Genomic DNA, 23,563 nt, shown 5'->3' on the forward strand with positions numbered 1-23,563 from the left:
CAGCGGGGGCGGCCCGGCACGGGTCCGATGACGGGCTCGCGGCGTCAGGCCCTCAGTCGTCCGTGCCCGGGTCGTATGTGAAGTCGCCGTCGGCCGCCGCCACTTGGGGCGTCTCATCCTCGTCGAGTCCGCCGGCGTCGTCGTACGGTCCATCGCCCGCGTCGTCGGACTCGACGTACCGCAGTACGCCCCACATCGCCTGCGGGTCCGGTGGCCCGGAGGTGTCTGCCACGCATGCCGCCAGCTCCTTGCGCAGGGCTTCGCCGTCGGTCCCGGAACCGATCAGCACCAGCTGCGTCAGCGCCTCGCCCTCCGGTTCTCCCGTCTTCCGGCGGAAGGGTGCGAAGCGGAGGAACCCGCCGACAGCGTGCACGGCATAGCTGTTCACGGGGTCGGCGGCCCCGAAGTCGACGAATCCCTTGATCCGGTAGAGCCCGGACGGGCGGCTGTCGAGGAACGCAAGGAACCGCCTGGGGTCCAGTGCCGTCGCCGAGGTGAACTCGACGCTCTCGTACGCCGCGTGCAGGTGTTTGGAGTGGTCGGCTTCCGCGCCCTCGCAGGAGTCCTCGGCCTCGTCCCGCAACAACGCGTCGAAGGAGAGCTGTTCGACGGGCGGGCGCGGCCGGTGCACCGGATCGAAGAGCAGCGCGGGGTCGATCCGCCCGTGCGCGGCCGGCACGACGGGGGTCCCCGGGCCGATCCCCTCCAGCGTCTCCCGCAGCCGCCGCAGCTGCTCCTCCCCCACCCGGTCCGACTTGTTCAGCACCACGAGGTCCGCGGCACGGACATGGCGTTCCAGCTCGGGATGGCGCGCCCTGACGCTCTCGAACTCGGCGCCGTCGACGACCTCGACGAGCCCGCCGTAGACGCTGTGCTCGCTCCCGGAGGCGAGAATCATGCGGATCACGGTCTCGGGCTCGGCCAGACCGCTGGCCTCCACGATGATCACGTCCATCCCCGCCGACGGACGGGCGAGCCTGTCCAGCACGCCGTCCATGTCGCTGGTGTCGACGGCGCAGCACAGACAGCCGTCGCCGAGCGGGACCATCGAGTCGACCTGCCCTGCCACGGTCATGGCGTCGATCTCGATGCTGCCGAAGTCGTTCACGATCGCGCCGATGCGGGTGCCGCCGCTGTGCCGCAGCAGATAGTTGAGCAGGGTGGTCTTCCCCGAGCCGAGGAATCCGGCGAGGACGATGACCGGTACGCGCCGTGGTCGGTCCACGAGTGCTTCCTCCGGGATGTGCGGGTCCGCAGGCCGGGCGAGGTCTGCGGGATGTGCGAGTTGCGGGCGGCTGACGATCGTACGCGGCGATTGCCCACGTCACAGCGCGAGACCCCGCCGACCGGTTACGGTCCTCACACGCCTCCCCCGCCCGTCGTCCGTCCGCGCCCCTCACCGCCCGTGGCGGCCCCGGCGGCTCGCAGTCCCGTGCCGCCACCATCATGTTCCGGCCCGCACATCACCCGAGGTCCACGTGACCGCTCCATTCACCACCTCCGCTCCGGAGCCCGGCACCGGCACGGCCCGCTCACCGCACACGCCGCCCGGGCACCAGACGCAGACTCCGCCGGAGACCCCCTCCGGCAGGCGCCGCCTGCTGTCCGCGTCGCTGGTGCGCCCACGCTGGCCGCAGCGGGTCTTCGCGCAGGTGCTGCTGATGCAGCTGGCGATCGCCACCGGCCTCACCGCTCTGGTCACGGGCTTCTTCCTGGCCCCGCTCAGCGACGAGCTCGACGAGCGGGCGATGGACCGGGCCCTGGCCATCGCGCAGACGACCGCGGCCCGGCCCGAATTCGCCCGCCATCTGGCCAGGGGCGGACCGGGGCCGTCCGTTCACGGGCCGGTGCAGCGGCAGGCCGAGCAGATACGCCGGTCCACGGGGGCGGGCTACGTCGTGGTGATGGACACCCACGGAATCCGCTGGTCCCATCCCGAGCCGCGCCGCGTCGGCCGCCACGTGTCCACCGACCCCAGCGCCGCCCTCGCCGGGCACGAGGTGCGTCACATCGACGAGGGCACCCTGGGACGCTCCGCTCGTGGCAAGGTGCCGCTGCGCGACGGGCAGGGCGACGTGATCGGCGCAGTTTCCGTCGGCATCGCCTACGACGGCGTGCGGGACAAGTTCCTCGGAGCCGTCCCCGAACTGCTCGCCTACGCCGGCGGGGCACTCGCCTTCGGCATCCTCGCGTCCGTGCTCGTCTCCCGGAGGCTGCAGCGTCAGACCCATGACCTGGCCTTCTCCGACATCTCGTCCCTGCTGGACGAGCGCGAGGCGATGCTGCACGGCATACGCGAAGGGGTCGTCGCCCTCGACTCGGACGGCAGGATCAGACTCGTCAACGACGAGGCGCAGCGGCTGCTGGAGCTGCGCCCCGAGGACACGGGCCGTCCGCTGGCGCAGGTACTCGGCCCGGGCCGCACCGCGGACGTGCTGTGCGGCAGCGTCACCGGCACCGACCTGCTCGCCGTCAGCGGGGGCAGGGTGCTCATCGCGAACCGCATGCCCACGGGCGACGGAGGCGCGGTGGCCACCTTCCGCGACCGAACGGAGCTGGAGCTGCTCGGCCGCGAACTCGACGGCTCACGCGGCCTGATCGACGCGCTGCGCGCCCAGGACCACGAACACGCCAACCGGATGCACCTGTTGCTGGGACTGCTGCAACTCGGGCAGCACGAAGAGGCCGCCGCCTATCTCAGTGAGGCCGTCGGCGTGCACAGGGCCACGGCGGAACAGATCGCGGAACGCGTCGAGGACCCGCTGCTCGCCGCGCTGCTGGTCGGGAAGGCGACGGTCGCGGCCGAGCGCGGCGTCGCGCTGCACCTCACTCCTGACACGCATCTGCCGGACCGGCTGGTCGACCCGCGCGAGCTGGCCACGGTGCTGGGCAATCTCGTCGACAACGCGCTGGATGCGGCGGCCGGTTCGGCGGACGCGCGGGTCGAGGTGAAGCTGCACACGGGCCACGACGGCGAGCGCAGCGGACGCGCGGATGACGCGGAGGCGGCCGGACTCCGGGAGGGCGCCCTTGAGGACGACGCGACCCGCGTCGTCCTCAAGGTCTCCGACAGCGGCCCGGGAGTCCCCGACGATCTGCGGGAGCAGGTCTTCGCGGAGGGCTGGTCCACGAAGGCCCCGCCTGCCCATCGCCAGCGCGGCCTGGGGCTTGCGCTGGTGCGCCGCCTGGCGGAGCGGCACGGCGGTACCGCGCGGGTGGGCGAAGGGGCGTGCGGGGGCGCCGAGTTCACCGTAGTGCTGCCGCAGGCGCTGCACCCGTCGGACTCATCTGACTGAGCACCTGGAGCGTCCGGGCCGGCGCCCGGCAAACGCCGGCCCGGACGGTTCGTGGCACGGCCGTAGCCGCCCGTCAGTTGCCGCCGGTCACATGGACGTAGTCGACCACGAGCTGCTGGGGGAAGCTGGTGGTCCCGTCCGGGTCGCCGGGCCAGTAACCGCCGACTGCCAGGTTGAGGATCATGAAGAACGGGTGGTCGAAGACCCAGCGGTCGCCGCCCAGATCGGCGGGGGTGCGGGTCTGGTACGTGTTGCCGTCGACCGACCAAGTGATCTTCTCCGGAGACCAGTCGACGGCGAAGGTGTGGAAGTCGTCGGAGAACTTCTGCCCGTTCGGCAGGGTGTAGCCGGCGCCGATGCCCTCGGCTCCGGAGTATCCGGGCCCGTGGATGGTGCCGTGCACGGTGCTCGGTTCGGAGCCGATGTTCTCCATGATGTCGATCTCGCCGCACCCGGGCCATCCGGCGCTGCCGATGTCCTCGCCCAGCATCCAGAACGCCGGCCACATGCCCTGCCCCTGAGGGACCTTCATGCGGGCCTCGGCATGCCCGTAGGTGGTGGTGAAGGTGCTCGCGGTGTTCAGCCGGGCCGAGGTGTACTCGCACGGGCCGTACCAGCAGCTGTAGTTGCCCGGGTTCTCCTTCTTGGCGGTGATGACGAGGTTGCCGTTGCCGTCCAGCGCGGCGTTGTCGGTCCCCGATGTGTAGTACTGGCGCTCGTGGTTGTTGACGTTGTCTCCGGTCTCCAGCTTCCACTTGGATCCGTCGACAGGGCTGCCGGCAGGTCCGTCGAAGTCGTCCGAGAACTGCGCCACCGCCTCCGCGGTGTGGCGGGCGGGGGGCGCGTCCGCGCTCGCGGGCACCGTCAGCAGCGGGATCGCGGCCAGGGCGACGGCGGCGAACAGCCCAGCCGTCAGGGAGGTCTTGGGTCTCATCGAGCGGTGCCTTCCTGTGGGGAGGACCGCCTCTGCGGCCCAGAAGGTCCCGGCCGCGTGACGCGGCCGGGGTTCGCGCTCCGGCGGTCCGGCGGCGGGCCGCGCTGCGGTGAACGGGTGTGGGGCGACCGGCAGTTCACTCAGCGCGGACCGTCGACGGGCATGCCGTCATCTCTTGAAGACAATTTCCGGCGCTGCGACACCGATGTCAATAGGTCTGGACCTAACTCTTCATAACTTGGCCGCGCGCTCCACGAGCACCGCTACCGTGATGTGCGGCGGATCGTCAGACCGCGCCCGCGCCCGTGAGCGAACGGACCTCCGTCTCCGCGTGTTTGGCGTCGTCGGCCGGCTCCCGCGACGTGACGGTGCCGAGCCAGCCGAAGAGGAATCCGAGCGGAATCGCGACGACGCCGGGGTTCTCCAGCGGGAACACGGCGAAGTCGAGCCGGGGGAAGAGCGCGCCGGGCCCGCCCGAGACGACCGGCGAGAGCAGCACGAGCACGATCGCCGGCACCAGACCCCCGTAGACCGACCAGACCGCTCCCCTGGTGGTGAACCGGCGCCAGAACAGGGCGTAGAGCAGCACCGGAAGATTGGCCGCAGCCGCCACCGCGAACGCCAGACCGACGAGGAAGGCGACGTTGAGATGCTGCGCGAGCAACCCGAGGCCGATCGCCGCGACTCCGACACCGACCGCTGCGATACGGGCGACACCCACCTCACCGCGCGCGCCGCGTTTGCTCAGCGACGCATAGAGGTCGTGGGCGACCGACGCGGACGAGGCGAGCGTGATCCCGGCGACCACGGCGAGAATCGTCGCGAAGGCGACCGCTGCGACGACGGCGAACAGCACGGATCCTCCGGTCGACCCGGCTCCCCCGCCCAGCTCCAGCGACAGCAGCGGCACCGCCGTGTTCCCGGCCGGATCGGAGGCGCGAACCGTCCCGCTCCCCAGCAGCGCGGCCGCCCCGAAACCGAGCACGATCGTCATCAGGTAGAACCCGCCGATCAGACCGATCGACCAGACCACCGACCGGCGCGCGGCACGCGCGGTGGGCACCGTATAGAACCGCGAGAGGATATGTGGCAGCCCGGCGGTGCCCAGTACGAGCGCCAGGCCGAGGCTGATGAAGTCCAGCCGGTGCGTCCACTCCCCGCCGTAGCGCAGGCCGGGAGCGAGGAAGTCCCGCCCGTGGCCGCTGCGTTCGGCCGCGGCGCTCAGCAACGCCCCGAGGTCGCCCCCGAACCGCATCAGCACGAGAACGGTCAGCGTGACGGCACCGCCGAGCAGAAGCACCGCCTTCACGATCTGAATCCATGTCGTCGCGCGCATGCCGCCGCAGGAGACGTAGACGACCATGAGCGCCCCGACGCCGATCACTGTCCAGGAGCGCGCCGACCCGCTCATGCCGCCCAGCAGCAGCGCGACCAGGCTGCCCGCGCCGACCATCTGCGCGACGAGGTACAGCACCGAGACGGTCACGGACGACACACCCGAGGCGATACGGACCGGGCGCGCGCGCAGCCTTGCGCTGACGACGTCCGCCAGCGTGAACCGCCCACAGTTGCGCACGAGTTCGGCTACGAGGAGCAGCACCACCAGCCAGGCGACGAGAAAGCCGACCGAGTAGAGCATCCCGTCGTAGCCGTACAGGGCGATGACGCCGGAGATGCCGAGGAAGGAGGCCGCCGACATGTAGTCGCCCGCGATGGCGAACCCGTTCTCCATCGGGCTGAAGAGGCGGCCGCCCGCGTAGAACTCCTCGGGTGAGCCGCGCCGTCTGCGGCTGGCCAAGGTGGTGATGGCCAGGGTGGTGGCGATGACGGCGCTGAAGAGCACCAGCGTCAGCGTCTGATGGTTGCCGGTCAACGCATGGTCTCCAGGGCGGTGCGGGGGGTGGGGGCGACGGAGTACGCGCGGGTCATGTCCTGCGTCTCCCAGCGCAGTTCGAGCGCGAGTTCGTCCCGGCGCAGCCGCGCGTGGCGGGCATACGCCCATGTCAGCAGGAAGGTGCTGGCGAACTGCGCGAGGCCGGCGGCCATGGCGACGTTGAACACCCCGGCGACGGGGCGGGCCATCAGCTCAGGCGCTGCGGTCGCGGTGACGAGATAGGCGAGATACCAGGTCAGGAAGGCGACGCTGACGGGCGTGACGAAGCGCCGGTAGCGCCGCCGCACCTGCTGGAAGGCTTCACTGCGCTGAACCGCCAGATAGACCGCGGCATGCGCATCGCTGGTCCCGGGGCCGACGGACTCCACAGGCCGTTCGTCGCCGGTCCGTCCACCCTCACCGGCTCCGGGGCGCGGCACGCCACGAGGGGGCAGGGCCGTGGTCGCGGCCGTCGCCGCAGGCGGTGCGTCGTGATCGTCCGAGCCGGAGGCCACGGCGTCGTACCAGGGATCGTCGGTGCGCATGCCCAAAGGATGGACACGCACAGGAGATCACGGATGGGGCATCCCGGACTGTTCACCCCTTCAGGTGACTAACCGGTCAAGGGGTCAGGACCGCGGCCCGAGACCCGGCCGGCGCCCCTTCCCGGGCGCCGGGTACGGGCTCGGCCTCAGACGTCGATCCGCGAGCGGTCCAGGGTCGCCGCGGAGGAGCTGATGAACTCCCGGCGCGGGGCCACGTCGCTGCCCATGAGCAGGTCGAAGGCCGACTCCGCCGCCTCCAGATCGCTGATGTTGATCCTGCGAAGGGTGCGGTGACGCGGATCCATGGTGGTCTCCGCGAGCTGGCCGGCGTCCATCTCACCCAGGCCCTTGTAGCGCTGGATCGAGTCCTTGTAGCGGACCTTGGTGCGCTCCAGCTCCATGAGCGTCTGCCGCAGCTCGTTGTCGGAGTAGGTGTAGATGTACTTGTCCTGCCCCTTCTTGGGGCTGACCAGCTCGATCCGGTGCAGCGGAGGCACCGCGGAGAAGACCCGGCCCTCCTCGACCATGGGCCGCATATAGCGCTGGAAGAGCGTCAGCAGCAGGCAGCGGATGTGCGCGCCGTCGACGTCCGCGTCGGCGAGGAAGATGACCTTGCCGTACCGCGCCTGGTCGATGTCGAAGGACCGCCCGGACCCGGCTCCTATCACCTGGATGATCGAGCCGCACTCGGCGTTCTTGAGCATGTCCGAGACGGAGGACTTCTGGACGTTGAGGATCTTGCCGCGGATCGGCAGCAGCGCCTGGAACTCGGAGTTCCGTGCCAGCTTCGCGGTGCCGAGCGCCGAGTCCCCCTCGACGATGAACAGTTCGCTGCGGTCGACGTCGTCGCTACGGCAATCGGCCAGCTTGGCGGGCAGCGAGGAGGATTCCAGTGCAGTCTTCCGCCGCTGCGCCTCCTTGTGCTGACGGGCGGCGATACGCGTACGGGCGGCGGCGGCGATCTTCTCCAGCACGGCCCGCGCCTGCTGCTTCGCGTCACGCTTGGTCGACATCAGGAAGGCCTTGAGCTCCTTGGACACGACCTGCGCGACGATGCGCGAGGCCGCCGAGGTGCCCAGCACCTCCTTCGTCTGCCCCTCGAACTGCGGCTCGGCAAGGCGGACGGTCACCACGGCGGTGAGGCCCTCCATCGCGTCGTCCTTGGCGATGTCGTCCTCGGCCACGCGAAGGATCTTCGTGGAGCGCAACGCCTCGTTGACGGTCTTGGCGACGGACCGTTCGAATCCCGAGACGTGTGTGCCGCCCTTGGGGGTGGCGATGATGTTGACGAAGGACTTCAGCGTGGAGTCGTAGCCCGTGCCCCAGCGGAGCGCGATGTCGACGCCCAGCTCACGCTGCACTTCGGTGGGGATCATGTGGCCCCGGTCGTCGAGGACCGGCACCGTCTCCTTGAACTGGCCGTTCCCCTGCAGGCGCACCACGTCACTGACCGGCTTGTCCTGCGCCAGGTACTCGCAGAACTCGCTGATGCCGCCGTCGTACCGGAAGACCTCCTCGGAGGCCTCCTGCCCGTCCAGCCCCCGCTCGTCGCGCACGACCAGCGTGAGCCCCGGCACGAGGAAGGCGGTCTGCCGGGCGCGACCGTGCAGCGTCTCCAGCGAGAGCCTGGCGTCCTTGAGGAAGATCTGCCGGTCCGCCCAGTAGCGCACGCGCGTCCCGGTGCGGTTCTTCGGCAGCTTCTTGCCCTTGCGCAGGCCGCTTCCGGGGTCGAAGGGTGCGTCCGGCCCGGATTCGGTGAAGATGCCCGGAACGCCGCGGCGGAAGCTGATCGAATGCGTGCGGCTGCTGCGGTCGACCTCGATGTCCAGGCGGGAGGAGAGCGCGTTGACGACGGACGCGCCGACGCCGTGCAGACCACCGGACGCCGCGTACGAGCCGCCGCCGAACTTTCCGCCGGCGTGCAGCTTGGTCATCACGACCTCGACGCCGGACAGGCCGGTCTTGGGCTCGACGTCGACCGGGATCCCGCGGCCGTTGTCCCTGACCTCGACGGAGCCGTCGTCGTACAGGACGACCTCGATGTGGTCGCAGTGCCCGCCGAGGGCCTCGTCGACGGAGTTGTCGATGATCTCCCACAGGCAGTGCATCAGGCCCCGGCTGTCGGTGGACCCGATGTACATGCCGGGGCGCTTGCGCACCGCTTCGAGCCCCTCCAGGACGAGCAGGTGCCGCGCGGTGTAGTTAGTGCCGCCGTCCCTGTCTGCCCCGGCGAGCAGCGCGGTGGACGGCTTGGTGTTCCCCCTGCCGGAGGCCAGGGAAGAGTCGGCGGTCACGCGGTTCGCTCCTCGCTGAATTCTGCTTGTGGTGGCTGGTTGCCGCGTCAGAGGGTACCGAGAAGGCAGGAGAGGGCGTGGCGCGCCACCCAGGAAGGGATTCATGGTAGCCCATGGTCGTTCATACGTTCGATAACACGATGGGGTGACGCACACATCACGTTCCCTTTGACGCATGAACCATTTAGGCTCCGGGCACGTCCCCTTCAACACGGGAACACTGCACAGACAAATAACTGGACAACAGCAACCAAGCTCCATGATCACGAAGCAACCCACGTAATACGGCTCATTCGCCGCCACCCGGCAACATGCAGCCGCCCCGGGGAGAAATCTTCGAGGATTCGCCGAGAGCGGGAACGTTTTCGGCCTGGTTGGATGTTGACCCTGGTACGACAGCTCGTCGAGCTAGAGAAGAGGCGACGTGACTACAGTTCTGACCCCCGCGACTCCGTTGACGGCCGCCGACCGCTGTGACCGCTGCAACGCACAGGCTTACCTGCGCGTCGTACTGCTCAGTGGCGGAGAGCTGCTGTTCTGCGCGCACCACGGGCGTAAGTTCGAGCCGGAGCTCAAGAAGATCGCCGCGGAGATACAGGACGAGACGGAGAAGCTCACCGCTGCTCCTGCCAGCACGGAGGCGGGAGAGGGCTGAGCTGCCCTACTTGACCAGACGTCCCGAGAACCGACGAGCTCGGACCGGCACAGGCCGGAATCGGTGGGCGGTCATCCGGTGATACCGGGTGGCCGCCCTTCCGTGTCCCGAGCCACCCCAGCGGCCCGTCGGAATGCGTTCCGCACACCGTGGCCCGGCATTCCGCTGCAAGCGAACAATCCCGTTCGGCGCCGGCGCCTTTCACGCCCCGGGCCTCTTTTCTGCCGCATTTTTCACTCGCTGTGCTCGCGGACGAGTCCGGCCACGGCGGAGACACGGGTGTAGACGCCGGGCCTGCCTTCCTCACCGCAGCCCGCCCCCCACGAGACGAGCCCGACGACCTTCCCCTTCACCACCAGCGGCCCGCCGCTGTCGCCCTGACACGCGTCACGGCCGCCCTCCGCCACCGCCGCACACACCATGGACGCCTTGTCGAAGGCACCCTCGGGACCGCTGCGGTAGGCGCGCGAGCAGGCCGAGTCCTCGATCATGTCGACGTCGGCGACGCGCAGTCGCGGGGCATAGTCCCCGTTGCCGCTGATGTCGCCCCAGCCGTAGACCTCCGCCGCGGAACCGGCGGCGTAGCCGGAGTCACCGGCCGAGGCCATCGGGATCGTGGAGCTCGAGGGCATCGGGTCGCTGAGCGTGAGAACGGCGATGTCGCCCGCGTTCGTCCTCGTGTTGTATCCGGGATTGATCCACTTCTTGCTCACCTTGACCTCACGTCCGCTGCCCGTACCGAGGTCGTTCCTGCCGGATATGACGTGCAGGTCGTCGACGTCGCCGTGTGAGACCCCCAGCACCTCCCGGCTCAGACAGTGCGCGGCCGTGATCACCGTACGGGCGCCCACGAGGGCTCCCCCGCAGAACTGACCGGAGCGGGTGTTCCCGAAGCGGTCGCGACTGGAGAGGGCCACGACCCACGGATGCTCGGCCGCGTCCACGGGGCGCCCACCGACCACCGCCCGGTCCCGTGCGTGGGCCTGCGGCGCCGGCACGAGCGCCAGCACCACACCGAGCAGCACAGGTATGAGCGAGGGCATCGGGAGCGCGCGCAGCGGACGCATGGAGCCTCCTGGCGGTGAGAGGGCCTCGGGGAAGGCCTTCCGGACCATCAAGAGTGATCCGGATGGAGCAGCTCCGCATCCTGAGAGGGCGGTGCGTACACACGGCAGGGGCCGGTGACCCTTGGTAAGGTCACCGGCCCCTGCCGTGAGTGCTCTGGCAGCGCCGCCGCTCAGTCCAGGTAGTCCCGCAGAACCTGGGACCGGGACGGGTGGCGCAGCTTCGACATGGTCTTGGACTCGATCTGACGGATCCGCTCACGCGTGACGCCGTAGACCTTGCCGATCTCGTCGAGTGTCTTCGGCTGACCGTCCGTCAGGCCGAAGCGCATCGACACCACACCCGCCTCGCGCTCGCTGAGGGTGTCCAGCACCGAGTGCAGCTGCTCCTGGAGAAGCGTGAAGCTGACCGCGTCGGCGGGCACGACGGCTTCCGAGTCCTCGATGAGGTCACCGAACTCGCTGTCGCCGTCCTCACCCAGAGGCGTGTGCAGAGAGATCGGCTCACGCCCGTACTTCTGGACCTCGACGACCTTCTCGGGCGTCATGTCCAGCTCCTTGGCCAGCTCCTCCGGGGAGGGCTCACGGCCCAGGTCCTGGAGCATCTGGCGCTGGACGCGGGCGAGTTTGTTGATGACCTCGACCATGTGCACCGGGATACGGATCGTCCGCGCCTGGTCGGCCATCGCACGCGTGATGGCCTGCCGGATCCACCAGGTGGCATACGTCGAGAACTTGTAGCCCTTGGTGTAGTCGAACTTCTCCACGGCGCGGATGAGACCGAGGTTGCCCTCCTGGATCAGGTCCAGGAAGAGCATGCCGCGGCCCGTGTAGCGCTTGGCCAGCGAGACCACGAGCCGGAGGTTCGCCTCCAGCAGGTGGTTCTTGGCGCGACGGCCGTCCTCGGCGATGATCTCCAGCTCACGCTTGAGCTTGGGCGCGAGCTTGTCGGCGGCGGCGAGCTTGTCCTCGGCGAACAGACCGGCCTCGATCCGCTTCGCGAGCTCCACCTCCTGCTCGGCGTTGAGGAGGGGGACCTTGCCGATCTGCTTGAGGTAGTCCTTGACCGGGTCGGCGGTGGCACCTGCGGCGGCGACCTGCTGGGCCGGTGCGTCGTCCTCGTCGTCGTCGGAGAGAACGAAGCCCTCGTTCTCGTTCTTGACCTCGGCCGTGGGGCCGTCGTCGGCGCCGGGCTTGTTCGCAGGCTTGGCCGGAGCCTCGTCGGTCGCCTCGTCGGCATCCTCGAGGATCTCGTCGACCACGGACTTCTTGGCGGCGGTCTTCTTCGGAGCGGCCTTCTTCGCCGTGGCCTTCTTGGCCGTCTTCTTGGCGGTGGCCTTCTTGGCGGCGGTCTTCTTCACCGGCTCGGAGGCCAGCTCGGCGGCGGCCACTTCGACGGGGTCCACGTCGACGACGCCCTCGGGGGCCACGACGTCGGCCTCCACCGAAGCCGTCTCCGGCTTGGCGGCTGCCTTCTTGGTGGCAGCGGACCTGGCCGGGACCGTCTTCGTGGCTGTGCGCTTGGCGGAAGTCTTGGCCGCAACACTCTTACGGGTGCGCTTGGGGGCCTCTGCGGCACTCACCATCAGCGTCACACCCTCCTCGTCGAGGATCTGGTTGAGGCTGCGCAGTACGTTCTTCCACTGGGTTGGCGGAATCTGGTCAGCCTCGAAGGCCCGACGCACGTCGTCGCCGCCGATCTGCCCCTCAGCCTTTCCCCGCTCGATGAGCGCCACCACAGATTCGGATTCGGCGATCTCCGCGGGGAGCGTACGGGATGTGCTGGCCGACACGAACAACCTCTCGGAACGATGGAAACGGCAAACCGCCGGTGTGGATGAACCGACGGCGCGGGCTGAGCTGTGGGAGGAATACAGCGCCTGTACGAGCACCGGGCTCCTGGGCCAGTATTCCCTCCGCGGCTGTCACCTCTTGAGTCATCGCGCTGGGACGCGAAGCGTTACGGGCAATACACGTGGCCCGGGTCACATCCTCCCTCCATACATTCTGGAAGGAGGCTGACGAAAAGGACATCACTCAAAGAAGCTGCCCCGTATGTGCAAGGGCGGAAACGGCTGCGCCGCCGAAATCCGGCGGCGCAGCCGTGCGTGCCATGAGACGGGACGCATCCGGGCCCCGACGGACGGGGCTCGGGGGCCGGGCACCCGCGAGCGCTGCACGGTTCCCCCGGCATCCACCCGCTCAGTGCTCGCGGGGCGGGGGCACGACGTGGTCGGAGCCGCCGGAGCCGCTCCCGCCGGGCTGGGAGACGGGGGCAGCCGCCTCGGGGCGACCGCTGAGCACCTGCCGCATGGCGGACTCCGCCGCGCCGCCCTCACCGGAGGTGAGCGCGTCCACGACCCGCTGGTGCCGGGCCACCGAGGCCTCGGTGGCGACGTCACATCCCGTACCGGTACCGCCGGACACCTGGAGAGCGGCGGAGACGATTCCCGAGAGGTGTTCGAGCATGCGGTTCCCGGCTCCCTGCAGCAGCTGCCCGTGGAACTCGGCGTCCGCGCGCGAGAAGGTCAGGGTGTCTCCCTGGGCCACGGCGTGCGTCATGATCTCGACCATGTCCGAGAGGCGCTGCCGCACCTCGTCCCGTACAGCGGTGGCGGCGAGGCGCGCGGCCAACGGCTCGATGGTGCTGCGCAGTTCGCGGAGCTCCCTGCGCTGGTCCTCGCGCTGCGGACCGAACGCCCGCCACTCGATGATGTCCGGGTCGAGCAGATTCCAGTCGCTGACGGGACGCACCCGCGTACCCACATTGGGCCTGGCACTGACCAACCCCTTGGCCTCCAGGACGCGGAGGGACTCACGTACGACGGTGCGGGAGACCTCGAAACGGTGGCCGATCTCTTCGGGAACCAGGGGGCGGTCTGCCCCGAGGTCACCGGAGACGATCATCTGGCCGAGCTGCTGGACGAGTTGGCCGTGCAGTCCCCGGCCCCGGCTGCCGGCCGCACGCCTCCCCGGGCGGTTGATATCGGCCTCGGAGCCTTGCCATGCAGGAACGTTGCTGGACGTGCGTGCCGTACCGGAGGACTCGGCGTAGGCGTAGCGGTTGAGTTCGCCCGGGCCGGCCGGCCCCGAGTCGGCTGAGCGAGCGGCGGTCATCATGGAGTGCGCAAGGGTAGTCACGCATCCTTTGTCGGCGGCGCTACGGGCCGCCTTGAGGGCTTTGGTGAAAAGCACACGAAAGGGTGATCACTGACTTCCTGTCAATTGACGCCTTATCGGAAAGAAAGCGTTGTGCCGCCATCTGCCCGTCTTTCGCACCAAGTTGACGTGATTCAGGACCCGCCGAGGCCGGGCTCGTGTCTACTCCGCTCTGCTGTTCAGGGTGGTGACGAGGTACCCGGCCAGCAGCGCCGCCAGCAGCGCCGCCAGTGTCAACGCCAGTGCGAAGCCCACGGGTTGTGACGCCAGCTCGACCAGCGCGGCCACCCAGCGTTCGGTTCCCGGCGGCCAGGGCATCAGCAGGGTCGCTTCCAGGCGACCAGGGAGCCCCTCGGTGGTGTGCCGGGCATCGCCGAGCAACGTCCGTACGACCGGCGCGAGCAGCAGGGGAACCGCCACCACCACAGCCGTGCCGATCACGCCCGATCTGAAGATTCCTGCAGCAAGAACTCCCGCCCAGGCACAGCCGACGGCGAAGGCGAACACGGATGCGACATGCAGCTGCCACGGGCCGTCGGAGGCCGAGGTGACGTCGGAGGGCAGGGAGAGGGCGCCGGAACCGAAGACCAGCGTCACGGCAGCTGCGTTGACGGCCGCGACCGTGACGCCGAGCAGCACCGCCAGGGTCGCGGACACGGCCAGCTTGGCCGAGAGAAGGCTCACCCGGCGCTGTACAGGGGCACGGGCGGGTGCGAGCGCGGGATAGCGGAACTCCTCACCGAACGCGAAGGCTCCCAGCAGGCCCGCGGCCACCGCGACGGGAGGCAGGACGTAGACGTCGCCCGAAGGCCAGCCCGTCAGGAGACGCACCGCCGTTGTCAGGGAGTTGTCCGCTGCGGAGGGAAGCCCCAGGCCGGTGCGTGCCATGACGAGCGAGACGCAGAGGGCCACGACCACGGTGACCGCCACGGCGATCCAGGTGCTGCGGACGCTGGCGAGGCGGCACAACTCGTAGCGCAGGGGCGCGGCCGGTCCCGGACGGGCGACGGCATGCAGCTGCGGCGGGAGTTCGGCGGACGCACGCGCGGGAGGACTCTTCGGGGTCCAAGGGGACTTGGGCTGGCGGGGGGCGTCCGGGTCGGCCAGGGGCTTCATCAGGACAGGGCGGGTCGGGGAAGCAGCCTCGCCGGAGTCCGGAGCGGAGCCGGAGCCGGGCACCGTGGCGGCATCGGTGGACGGGTCGACGAGAGGACCGTCGCTGAGCTGGAGTGTGGGCGCCTCCGCGGAAGTTGCGGCGGAGGCGGCTTCAACATCCGGTGCGGGGACGGTCCCGGCGTCGGGCCCGATTGCGCCCTCGGCGTCCGTCGTCTTTGCGGCTGCCGCTTCCTGTGACGACGCGGACCCTGCGGAGTCCGATTCGATCATCCCGGCCGGGGAGTTGGCGGCGACCGCCCGGGCCGAAGTCGTGGACCCGTACGCGAAGCGTGTCAGGGAGGCAGCCGATGTCGTGACGAGCACGGACTCGTGCTCGGACGGGGGCTCCGCCTGGGGTTCGGACGTTGACTCGGATCGGTGGTCGGAGTCAACGTCGGCGGGCATCTCGGAGGCAGCGGTGTGCGGGTCCGCCGGTACGGACGATGTCTTCGGCTCCGAACTCCCGGCAGCGGAACGGCTGTCCGGGGCGCTGCTGCGCGCGGGGTCGGGGGAAACAGGGGAATCGGCGGCGGCCTCGGCCAGCTCGTCGTCGAGGTCGTCGAGGCCGTCAAGGCCGTCAAGGTCCCCGAGCGTCAATGCCGGTTCCGTCCCGGAGCCGCTCCTGGGTGGTGCGCCGGGCACAGCTCGCGTCCCGTGCGCCGCCGAACTCGTCGTGACCGGCTGCGGATCCGGCATCGCGCTCTTGGGCGTCGAGCGGCGGCCGTCGGCGCGGTCGAGCGGGCCAGGGGCGTGCGCGTCTCCGGTAGCGCCGTGCTCATCGGTGAGTTGGTGGACGAGAATGCCGTGCCGGTGGGCGTGCTCCCCGACCTCCGCGCAGCTGCTGCCGTACACCGAGATCCTGGTGCCGCCTTCACGGACGACCTTGATGGGACCGTTGGCGCGGTCCTTCCCCGCCTTTCGTCCCTCCACATTGAGAACGGCGACGAGGCGGTCGGCATGCGGCGTACGGACGGCGACGCGGGGACGCAAGCGGGTACGCACGAAGTCGGCGACTTGCTGGTCGGCGACAAGGCGGCCCGAGTCGATACTGACGATGCGGTCGCCGAGTTCGGCCGCCTCATCGGACGTGTGCGACGTTGTCAGAACGGCGCCGCCCTGACTCGCGTAGCCGCGCAGCAGCGAGTACAACCAGGCGGTCTCACGTGGGGACAGCCCCTGGGCCGGCTCGTCGAGGACCAGCGTGTGCGGGTCCCCCAGCAAGGCGCAGGCCATGCCGAGGCGTCGGTCCATGCCACGGGAGTAGGTGCTCATCCGCTGGTCTGCGAGACCGCTGAGGCCGACCACGTCGAGGACTTCGTCGGCTCTGGTGTGAGGAACACCGGCGGCGGCGGAGAGCATGCGCAGATGCCCTCTGGCCGTTCGCCCTGGATGACCGTTCACTTCGCCGAGCAGCACACCGACTTCGCGCGCCAGGTGCTGGATGCGGTGGACGGCTCGTCCACGGAACAGGGCCGTCCCGCGTCCCGTCTCCAGCTGGAGCATGAGGCGCAGGGCAGTTGTCTTGCCCGAGCCTTCCGGTCCGAGGAGCACGGTGACGCGGCCGGGACGCGCCTCGAAGGTGAGGTCGTCGACAGCGGGCTTGAGTTGGTGGCGGCGAGGCAGGCTGGTGAGCCCGATTGCCTGGATCATCGCTTCTCCCGCGTGACGCATGGGGGATGCACCCAGGCAAGATAACGCGACATGTCGCGCTTTCACGGGCAATGCGGCTTCCCCGGCCAAGTCCGTTGCGGACGAGCGGGGTGTCGGACCGTCAGACCTCGGGGCGCAGCATGGGCGGATTGAGCAACGTCGCACCACCCGCGCGGAACAGCTGCGCGGGACGGCCGCCCTGACGTGTGGTAGTTCCTCCGCTCGGGACCAGGAAGCCGGGTGTCCCTGTCACCTTGCGGTGGAAGTTGCGCGGGTCGAGCGCAACGCCCCAGACCGCCTCGTAGACCCTGCGCAGCTCGCCGACCGTGAACTCCGGTGGGCAGAAGGCGGTGGCGAGCGAGGAATACTCGATCTTCGACCGGGCCCGTTCCACCCCTGCTGCCAGGATCCGTTCGTGATCGAAGGCGAGAGCCTTCTCCCCTCCATCCGCATGCCGGAGGGAACCGTCGCCGACACCGGCGCCGGCACCGAAGCCGAGCAGATCATCGACCGGAGCCCAGCGGGCTCCGCGCGCGTCCCCTCCTGGCGTGGGCGATGGCAGGTCCGGCGCGAGCACGAGGTGGGCGACGCTGACCACCCGCATCCGCGGATCCCTGTCGGGGTCGCCGTAGGTCGCGAGTTGCTCGAGGTGCGCACCGGGGCTGTCCGCGTCATGCGCCCGCAGCCCGGTCTCCTCCGCGAGTTCGCGTGCCGCCGCCGAGGCGAGATCCTCGTCGGCGCGCACGAAGCCCCCGGGAAGTGCCCACTTCCCCTCGTACGGCGCCTCGCCCCGGCGTACCGCCAGCGCGCAGAGCGCGTGTCTGCGCACCGTGAGCACCACGAGGTCGACGGTGACGGCGAAGGGAGGGAAGGCCGACGGGTCGTAGGGCATGAGGTGATCATAGTCGTCTCCCTGACGATAAACAGGCGGTTGCCCGGTGCCTTCCTCGCCCGCTTTCGGGACCGCGCTCCCGCTCCTGCTGCCCCAACTCCGTTCAGCCGACGGCGATTCGGAGATCGTCCGCCACCTCCTCCACCTCTGCCTCGCCCGAGCCGCTCACCCGGACCGAGAACGGCTGGCCCGCGATGCGCAGTCCTGCGATTCGCACAGCCCCGAGCGGTGCACCCACCAGCGGGCGCACCGAAACCGTGCCCGCCGGGACGTCCGGGCGTACTCCGGCGAGAGTGATGATCAGATGCACGGCCCCGGCCGCCGCCACCGCCGCGGGACGGCATGCCGCCGGATGCGGCAGCGGAACCCCGCCGTCGGACCGCTGCTCGGCCGCGTACATCTCCGGTAGCCGGAGGCCGAACGATGTTGCCGCGTCGAGCACGCCCCTCAGCAGGCATCCGGCCTCCCGCCCGTGGCCCGCGGCGGCGAACCCCGCGACCGCGGCGACGGACTCCTGGACACGCACGGCGCCACCGCGGTGACCGAACGGGTTGTGCCGGGGATCGCCCCGGCCGAGGCTGCGCAGACCCCATTCGGAGTCGAGGGCCGGGCTCCGCAGATTGCGGCAGAGCTGCGCGGTCTGTTCCGGGGTCAGCAATCCGCTGGCGTGACATCCCCCTCCCGCCAGCCCCGTGTCGAGCAACTCCGCTGCCGCGGCGCTGGGATGGGTCAGGGCAGCCCCGTCCTGGGTCCTGACCATCACGAGTTCTGTCCCGCTGTCCTCTTCCCGCCAGAACTCCTCTCGGAAGCGGCGGCCCAGCTCCGCCGCCCAGTCCCGCAGCTCCGCTCCCCTGTCACCACCGCAGGCGTCGAGCAACTCGGCGCCGAGCAGGGCCGCGCGGTGCGCGCTCGCCTGTACTTCACACCGGTACGGACCGTCCGGTGCCGGGTCGGGGACGAGAACTCCCTCTCCGGCGGCACCGATCATCCAGGTGAGGCAGCGCTCGGCGGCAGGCAGGAGTTGCTCGATGTCGCATTCGGGCAGCCCCCACAGGCGTGCTTCGGCGAGGACTGCGGGGAAGAGGAGGGTGGCTTCCGCGCCGCTGCAGCTCGGCGGGGCGTACGGTCCGGCATGGCGCAGAGAGCCGGGGAGTCTGCCCTGGTCGGGGCCCGATTCCGTGAGCTGACTCCGGGCGAGGGTGCGCAGGGTGCCTGCCGCCAGGCGCGTGCCGAGTGGCAGCAGCAGCCGGGCCGCACGCAGGGACTCGGCCGGTGCGAGAGCGCACCGCCACGGCGCTCCCGCGGCGAGATGCAGGTCGGACGGGGCTGCCGGATCGCTCAGCAGCAATGCGTTGGCGTCATCGAGACCGGCCCGGAAGAAGGCCGCGACCCTCCTGTCGTCAGCGCTCGCGTGCGCGCCCCGCCAGAGTTTCGGCGGTCTGGAACGCCGAGGAGCGACGACGGAGGTCGGCCTCGGGGCTCCCTTCCTGGCCTTTCCCTTGCCCCCGCTCTTCCTTCTGACTCCGCCCTTCTGGGGATCGTCCGGCCCGGAAGCCAGGCGTGCCAGATCGGTCCTGAGCAGGACGGTGCGCTCTGAGCCGGGTGCCAACTCCCAGTCCCACCTGAGCAGTCCAAGGCGAGCCCAGCTGGTGTCGGGTTGCGGCTCCACGGTCACGGTGGCTCGGAGGGTCCCGGCCGACCAGGACAGGCCCGAACCGTGAACGGAGGCGGGAAGCTCATCACCCGCGCGCCCCACGGCGATGGCGGCGATTTCGGCGAGGTCCGTCCCGAGGTGCATCTCGAAGGGAAGCCTCACGGGGCGGCCACCCGTGTTGCGTACGGTGACGCGCTCGGTGCCATTGGCCGACCGCAGCCTGTCGACAACGATCTCGGGGTCTGGTCCCGTCCCGACCACGGTCGGCGCCGTCGCTGTGAACCGGGCCTGCCTGGCGCCGATCATGCGCCCCTGGAGCGGCAGTGGTTCCTTGCCGCCAAGGAGGACGCGGCATCGGGAGATCACTCGTCTGCCCGCGTAGTAGAAGCCCTCCATGCCCTCGCCGTTCAGCTGGCCGTGCTCGGCGGAGACCACGAGATGCGGTGCGGCGACACAGACCAGCGCGGCGTGGGCCGACTGGTGTTCCGCCGAACCGGGCGGAGGAGCCGGGGGGATTCGCCCACGGGCCGGATTTCCTCCCGGCCCCGCAGCGCGGGCGGGCGGGGCTGCTCCCGGCGCGTGGGGACCGGGGGTGTGCGACTGCGGCGAAGCCGGCTGCGACATCGTGGACACGGGCGTTCCTCCGCTTCCTCTTGTGTGGGGTCCGGTCAGGGCCGGTGCTGGAGATGAGCGGCGTCTGCATTGAGATGAACGGCTGACGACGATGCTGGTCACGGCACGGCGCAGGTCCCCGGGCCTGCTGGGCCCTGCTTTTCCTGCGCTTGGCGCAACGCCCGCTCCTTGCGCATGCAGCGACGCAAGGGCTCCGGATCCACGCCGTCGTTGAAGGCCCGGTGGAGCAGCTTGGCGAAGACGTAGTCCGGGTCGCTGCGAAGGGCACGGTCGAGGGCGACCCTGGCTGACGGTCCGTCGCCTGCCGACCAGGAGACCCATCCAGCGAGCGTCAAGGGAGCTGCCGCGTGCTCGTCGTACGACCCGACGCAGCGTCGGGCCAGAGCCCGCCAGAGCCGTACCGCGGGACCGCAGTCAGGGCCTTCCATCCACTCCGCCGCCCGGTCCCGCGTCCTTCGGTCCTGGAGCCCGATGATCATCGCCGCCGCGTCGTCATGGCCGAGCAGTTCGTCGTCGTGGGCATCCGCAAGGGCGTTGTCGCCTTCATCCGGGAGGGCATCTCCGAACCGGATGATCAGGGACCAGGCCAGCCGGAGAGTCTCGGCCCTCACAGCCGCGCACTCGTCGGGGTCCAGCATGCGGGGGACGAGGGCCGAGCTCGCGGAATCGAGGGCCTGTTCCTGAGCCTGAGCCACGTCGGCGCCGATCGCTGTGAGCCTTCGCTCCATCTCCCGGAGGGAGCCGCGCACCTGGATTCCCGCGAACGCGGCTGCGGCGGCCATCGCCGAAGTGCCGGCCTCGTCCTTGGGGCGCCCCCCGGGCGGACAGCAATCGGAGTCCGGACAGCAGTACGACCGGTGGAAGCCGTCGGACAGGCACAACGCCTCGAAGACCGGGATCTCCCGGGCTCCGCATGCGGTACGAAGCACCTGGGCCAGCGGCTGCAGCCCCTCCATGATCTCCTCCCTCTTCTGGCCGGGGCCGGTGTCCTGGCAGAGGAAGACGATGGCCCCCTCGGGCCTCCGGTCGCGGGATTTCACCTCGCTCTCCAGACATGCGGCCACCTGTTGGGCGACGGCGGGCCATTCGTCCCGGTCGGAGGGGATGCCGATCCTGATCCGGCCGCCGAAGCGCCCCCGAGGACCGTGCAGGGCGATGACGACGATGGAGTCGTCGGGATAGAAGCCGAGCAGGTAGGGCAGCGCGTCGGCAAGCTCGGCGGGGCTGCGCAACGCGATCTCGCTCTTCGCCTCTGCCGACGCATGGAGCGGGGCATGCACGGTGCAGTCGCTCTCGCGGTTGCTCTCTTCTTCGCTGTGACCGCGGTGCGGGTTGTCTCGCTGTGTCATGAGGCAACCGTGCAGGCAAAGAGTCCAAGCTTGCCCCGAGTTATCCACAAGCACCCCGGTTAGTACTTCCGTCGTACTGGCAGATCGGTTATCCACAGGCTCATTGGCCGAATGCTTGCGGCATCCGGTTGCATGGAGCCATGAATGACACGGAGCTGCGCCTCAAGGCCGATGCTGTTCTCGCCCGCCTCGTCGGTGACGCCTCGGGCGAGGCCCGGCTGCGCGACGACCAGTGGCGGGCGATTGAGGCCCTGGTCGCGGAGCGGCGGCGGGCTCTCGTCGTCCAGCGCACGGGCTGGGGGAAATCGGCGGTCTACTTCGTCGCGACAGCGCTGCTGCGGGCCGCCGGTGAAGGGCCCACCGTCATCGTTTCTCCCCTTCTGGCGCTGATGCGGAATCAGGTGGCGGCCGCGGAGGGGGCCGGCATCCGCGCGAGCACCATCAACTCCGCGAACACGCAGGAGTGGGAAGCGATCCAGGCCGAGATCACCGAAGGCAATGTGGATGTGCTGCTGGTGAGTCCGGAGCGGCTGAACAATCCCGATTTCCGGGATCAGGTCCTGCCCGAACTGACCGCGGCCACGGGCCTGCTCGTGGTGGACGAGGCGCACTGCATCTCGGACTGGGGTCACGATTTCCGGCCTGACTACCGCCGGCTGCGCACCATGCTCGCCGAGCTGCCAGCTGGCGTGCCCGTGCTGGCCACCACCGCCACGGCCAACGCCAGGGTGACGGCAGACGTGGCCGAGCAGCTCGGCACCCACGCCCCTGCCGACGGCTCCGGTACGGATACGCAGGCAGAGGGTGCGCTGGTACTGCGCGGGCCGCTGGAGCGGGAGAGCCTCAGCCTCGGCGTCCTCAGGCTCCCCGACGCGGCCAACCGCATGGCCTGGCTGTCCGACCACCTCGAAAAGCTGCCGGGCTCCGGGATCATCTACACCCTGACCGTCGCGGCCGCTGAGGAGGTGACGGCCTTCCTACGGGGCCAGGGGCACACCGTGGCCGCTTACACGGGCCGGTCGGAGAACTCAGAACGGGAGGCGGCAGAGGCGGACCTGCTGGCCAACCGGGTGAAGGCCCTGGTGGCGACGTCGGCACTCGGCATGGGTTTCGACAAGCCCGACCTGGGATTCGTCGTCCATCTCGGCTCCCCCTCCTCCCCCATCGCCTACTACCAGCAGGTGGGCCGGGCAGGCCGCGGCGTCGAGCACGCCGAGGTGCTGCTCCTGCCCGGCCGGGAGGACGAGGCGATCTGGCGCTACTTCGCCTCCCTCGCCTTCCCCGGCGAGGACCAGGTGCGCCGGACCCTGGAAGTGCTGGGCGCCGCGGACCGCCCGCTGTCGCTGCCCGCGCTGGAACCGCAGGTGGAACTGCGCCGGTCGCGCCTCGAGACCATGCTGAAAGTCCTCGACGTGGACGGAGCGGTGCGACGGGTTCGGGGCGGCTGGACCGCCACGGGCCAGGCATGGGAGTACGACGCGGAACGGTATGCCTGGGTCGCGCGCCAGCGTGAGACCGAACAGGAAGCCATGCGGGAGTACGCGGCAACGAAGGAATGCCGCATGGAATTCCTGCGCCGGCAGCTCGACGACGAAGAAGCAGCCGCGTGCGGGCGCTGCGACAACTGCTCGGGCCCACGGTTCACGGCCGACGTCTCCGCGGTCACGCTTGAGGCGGCCCGCGGCGAACTCGCCCGGCCCGGGGTCGAGGTGGAGCCCCGCAAGATGTGGCCGACGGGACTGCCTGCCATCGGTATCGATCTGAAGGGGCGCATCCCGGCCGGCGAACAGGCTGCCACCGGCCGCGCATTGGGACGGCTCTCGGACATCGGTTGGGGCAACCGGCTCCGTCCGCTGTTCACGCAGGGAGCGGAGGACGCTCCAGTGCCCGACGACGTCGTGGCGGCGGCGGTCGATGTCCTAGCCGACTGGGCCAAAGTACCCGGTGGTTGGGGTACGGGCGCCCCGGACGCTCCGTCCCGCCCCGTCGGGGTGGTCACCGTCGACTCCCGCACCCGGCCCCAACTGGTGCGGTCACTGGGCGATCGCATATCGGAGATCGGGCGCATGCCTCTGCTCGGCACGGTCACCTACGCAGAAGGCGCTCCACACGGCGGGCTCGCGCGCAGCAACGGGGCACAGCGGCTCCGTGCCCTGCACGGAGCGTTGACCTTGCCCGAGCCGCTGGCGGCGGCAGTGGCGAAAGCGAACGGTCCGGTGCTGCTGGTGGACGACTTCACGGACACGGGCTGGACCCTCGCGGTGGCGGCACGGCTTCTGCTGCGAGCCGGGGCGCAAGGGGTCCTGCCGCTGGTCCTCGCCGTACAGGGGTGACCGGGTGCGCGGCGTCGTTGCCGCCGCGCATACCGGAGCAGGGTAGTGGCCCTTCCCACGTGCCCGTTGGGCCTGAC

The 23,563-nt window shown here is 70.1% G+C and carries 15 protein-coding genes; 3 read left to right on the forward strand and 12 right to left on the reverse strand.

The window, feature by feature from the left end; translation table 11 throughout:
- Positions 1-52: 52 nt before the first annotated feature.
- Positions 53-1,225: a CobW family GTP-binding protein gene (locus G4Z16_RS06880; protein ID WP_197349788.1), complete on the reverse strand. Its 1,173-nt coding sequence runs from the start codon at positions 1,223-1,225 to the stop codon at positions 53-55.
- Between the two features lie 436 nt (positions 1,226-1,661).
- On the opposite strand from G4Z16_RS06880, the gene G4Z16_RS06885 reads away from it, so the two are divergent.
- Positions 1,662-3,296: an ATP-binding protein gene (locus tag G4Z16_RS06885; RefSeq protein ID WP_197354217.1), complete on the forward strand. Its 1,635-nt coding sequence runs from the start codon at positions 1,662-1,664 to the stop codon at positions 3,294-3,296.
- Between the two features lie 73 nt (positions 3,297-3,369).
- On the opposite strand, the gene G4Z16_RS06890 is transcribed toward G4Z16_RS06885, so the two are convergent.
- The 4 genes from G4Z16_RS06890 to G4Z16_RS06905 form a co-directional block, all read right to left on the reverse strand.
- Entirely contained in the window at positions 3,370-4,230 is an 861-nt protein-coding gene (locus tag G4Z16_RS06890; protein ID WP_197349790.1) for a glycoside hydrolase family 16 protein, read from the reverse strand.
- 286 nt (positions 4,231-4,516) lie between these two features.
- On the reverse strand, positions 4,517-6,103 hold the full coding sequence (locus G4Z16_RS06895; protein WP_197349792.1) for a solute symporter family protein: 1,587 nt from the start codon (positions 6,101-6,103) through the stop codon (positions 4,517-4,519).
- Complete coding sequence (locus G4Z16_RS06900) at positions 6,100-6,648, reverse strand: DUF485 domain-containing protein (RefSeq protein WP_197349794.1); 549 nt, start codon at positions 6,646-6,648, stop codon at positions 6,100-6,102. Before G4Z16_RS06900 ends, G4Z16_RS06895 begins: the two co-directional genes overlap by 4 nt.
- 146 nt (positions 6,649-6,794) lie before the next feature.
- Positions 6,795-8,942 carry a DNA gyrase/topoisomerase IV subunit B gene (locus G4Z16_RS06905; RefSeq protein ID WP_343070719.1) on the reverse strand — a complete coding sequence of 716 codons (2,148 nt, stop codon included), beginning with the start codon at positions 8,940-8,942 and terminating at the stop codon, positions 6,795-6,797.
- A 424-nt stretch (positions 8,943-9,366) separates the two neighbouring features.
- Here G4Z16_RS06905 and G4Z16_RS06910 point away from each other — a divergent pair, with 424 nt between their 5' ends.
- Positions 9,367-9,597: a DUF7455 domain-containing protein gene (locus G4Z16_RS06910; RefSeq protein WP_028437414.1), complete on the forward strand. Its 231-nt coding sequence runs from the start codon at positions 9,367-9,369 to the stop codon at positions 9,595-9,597.
- Positions 9,598-9,830: 233 nt separating this feature from the next.
- Here G4Z16_RS06910 and G4Z16_RS06915 read toward each other — a convergent pair whose 3' ends face one another.
- The 7 genes from G4Z16_RS06915 to G4Z16_RS06945 all read right to left on the reverse strand — a co-directional run bounded on the left by G4Z16_RS06915 (position 9,831) and on the right by G4Z16_RS06945 (position 21,153).
- Positions 9,831-10,664 (reverse strand): S1 family peptidase, encoded by an 834-nt coding sequence (locus G4Z16_RS06915; RefSeq protein ID WP_197349796.1) that lies wholly within the window; start codon positions 10,662-10,664, stop codon positions 9,831-9,833.
- Positions 10,665-10,834: 170 nt separating this feature from the next.
- Complete coding sequence (locus tag G4Z16_RS06920; RefSeq protein WP_197349798.1) at positions 10,835-12,460, reverse strand: RNA polymerase sigma factor; 1,626 nt, start codon at positions 12,458-12,460, stop codon at positions 10,835-10,837.
- A gap of 403 nt (positions 12,461-12,863) precedes the next feature.
- Entirely contained in the window at positions 12,864-13,856 is a 993-nt protein-coding gene (locus G4Z16_RS06925) for a FadR/GntR family transcriptional regulator (protein ID WP_281393669.1), read from the reverse strand.
- A gap of 126 nt (positions 13,857-13,982) precedes the next feature.
- Positions 13,983-16,625 (reverse strand): ABC transporter ATP-binding protein, encoded by a 2,643-nt coding sequence (locus tag G4Z16_RS32375; RefSeq protein WP_246530716.1) that lies wholly within the window; start codon positions 16,623-16,625, stop codon positions 13,983-13,985.
- 121 nt (positions 16,626-16,746) lie between these two features.
- Positions 16,747-17,517, reverse strand: a complete 771-nt coding sequence (locus G4Z16_RS06935) for an NUDIX hydrolase (protein WP_197349802.1) — start codon at positions 17,515-17,517, stop codon at positions 16,747-16,749.
- Between the two features lie 103 nt (positions 17,518-17,620).
- Entirely contained in the window at positions 17,621-19,795 is a 2,175-nt protein-coding gene (locus tag G4Z16_RS06940) for a glycogen debranching N-terminal domain-containing protein (protein WP_197354219.1), read from the reverse strand.
- Between the two features lie 107 nt (positions 19,796-19,902).
- Positions 19,903-21,153 (reverse strand): DUF4192 domain-containing protein, encoded by a 1,251-nt coding sequence (locus G4Z16_RS06945; RefSeq protein WP_197349804.1) that lies wholly within the window; start codon positions 21,151-21,153, stop codon positions 19,903-19,905.
- 140 nt (positions 21,154-21,293) lie between these two features.
- Here G4Z16_RS06945 and G4Z16_RS06950 point away from each other — a divergent pair, with 140 nt between their 5' ends.
- Positions 21,294-23,486, forward strand: coding sequence for a RecQ family ATP-dependent DNA helicase (locus G4Z16_RS06950; RefSeq protein ID WP_197349806.1), 2,193 nt, complete (start codon positions 21,294-21,296; stop codon positions 23,484-23,486).
- The last annotated feature ends 77 nt before the right edge of the window (positions 23,487-23,563 follow it).

The sequence above is a fragment of the Streptomyces bathyalis genome, from assembly GCF_015910445.1.
Classification (GTDB): Bacteria; Actinomycetota; Actinomycetes; order Streptomycetales; family Streptomycetaceae; genus Streptomyces; species Streptomyces bathyalis.

Coding starts and splice junctions, on each gene's coding strand:
- G4Z16_RS06950 (WP_197349806.1), top strand. CDS start 21,294: ATGAATGACACGGAGCTGCGCCTCAAGGCCGATGCTGTTCTCGCCCGC.
- G4Z16_RS06915 (WP_197349796.1), bottom strand. CDS start 10,664: ATGCGTCCGCTGCGCGCGCTCCCGATGCCCTCGCTCATACCTGTGCTG.
- G4Z16_RS06945 (WP_197349804.1), bottom strand. CDS start 21,153: ATGACACAGCGAGACAACCCGCACCGCGGTCACAGCGAAGAAGAGAGC.
- G4Z16_RS06885 (WP_197354217.1), top strand. CDS start 1,662: ATGCAGCTGGCGATCGCCACCGGCCTCACCGCTCTGGTCACGGGCTTC.
- G4Z16_RS06900 (WP_197349794.1), bottom strand. CDS start 6,648: ATGCGCACCGACGATCCCTGGTACGACGCCGTGGCCTCCGGCTCGGAC.
- G4Z16_RS06935 (WP_197349802.1), bottom strand. CDS start 17,517: ATGCCCTACGACCCGTCGGCCTTCCCTCCCTTCGCCGTCACCGTCGAC.
- G4Z16_RS06940 (WP_197354219.1), bottom strand. CDS start 19,795: ATGTCGCAGCCGGCTTCGCCGCAGTCGCACACCCCCGGTCCCCACGCG.
- G4Z16_RS06890 (WP_197349790.1), bottom strand. CDS start 4,230: ATGAGACCCAAGACCTCCCTGACGGCTGGGCTGTTCGCCGCCGTCGCC.
- G4Z16_RS32375 (WP_246530716.1), bottom strand. CDS start 16,625: ATGATCCAGGCAATCGGGCTCACCAGCCTGCCTCGCCGCCACCAACTC.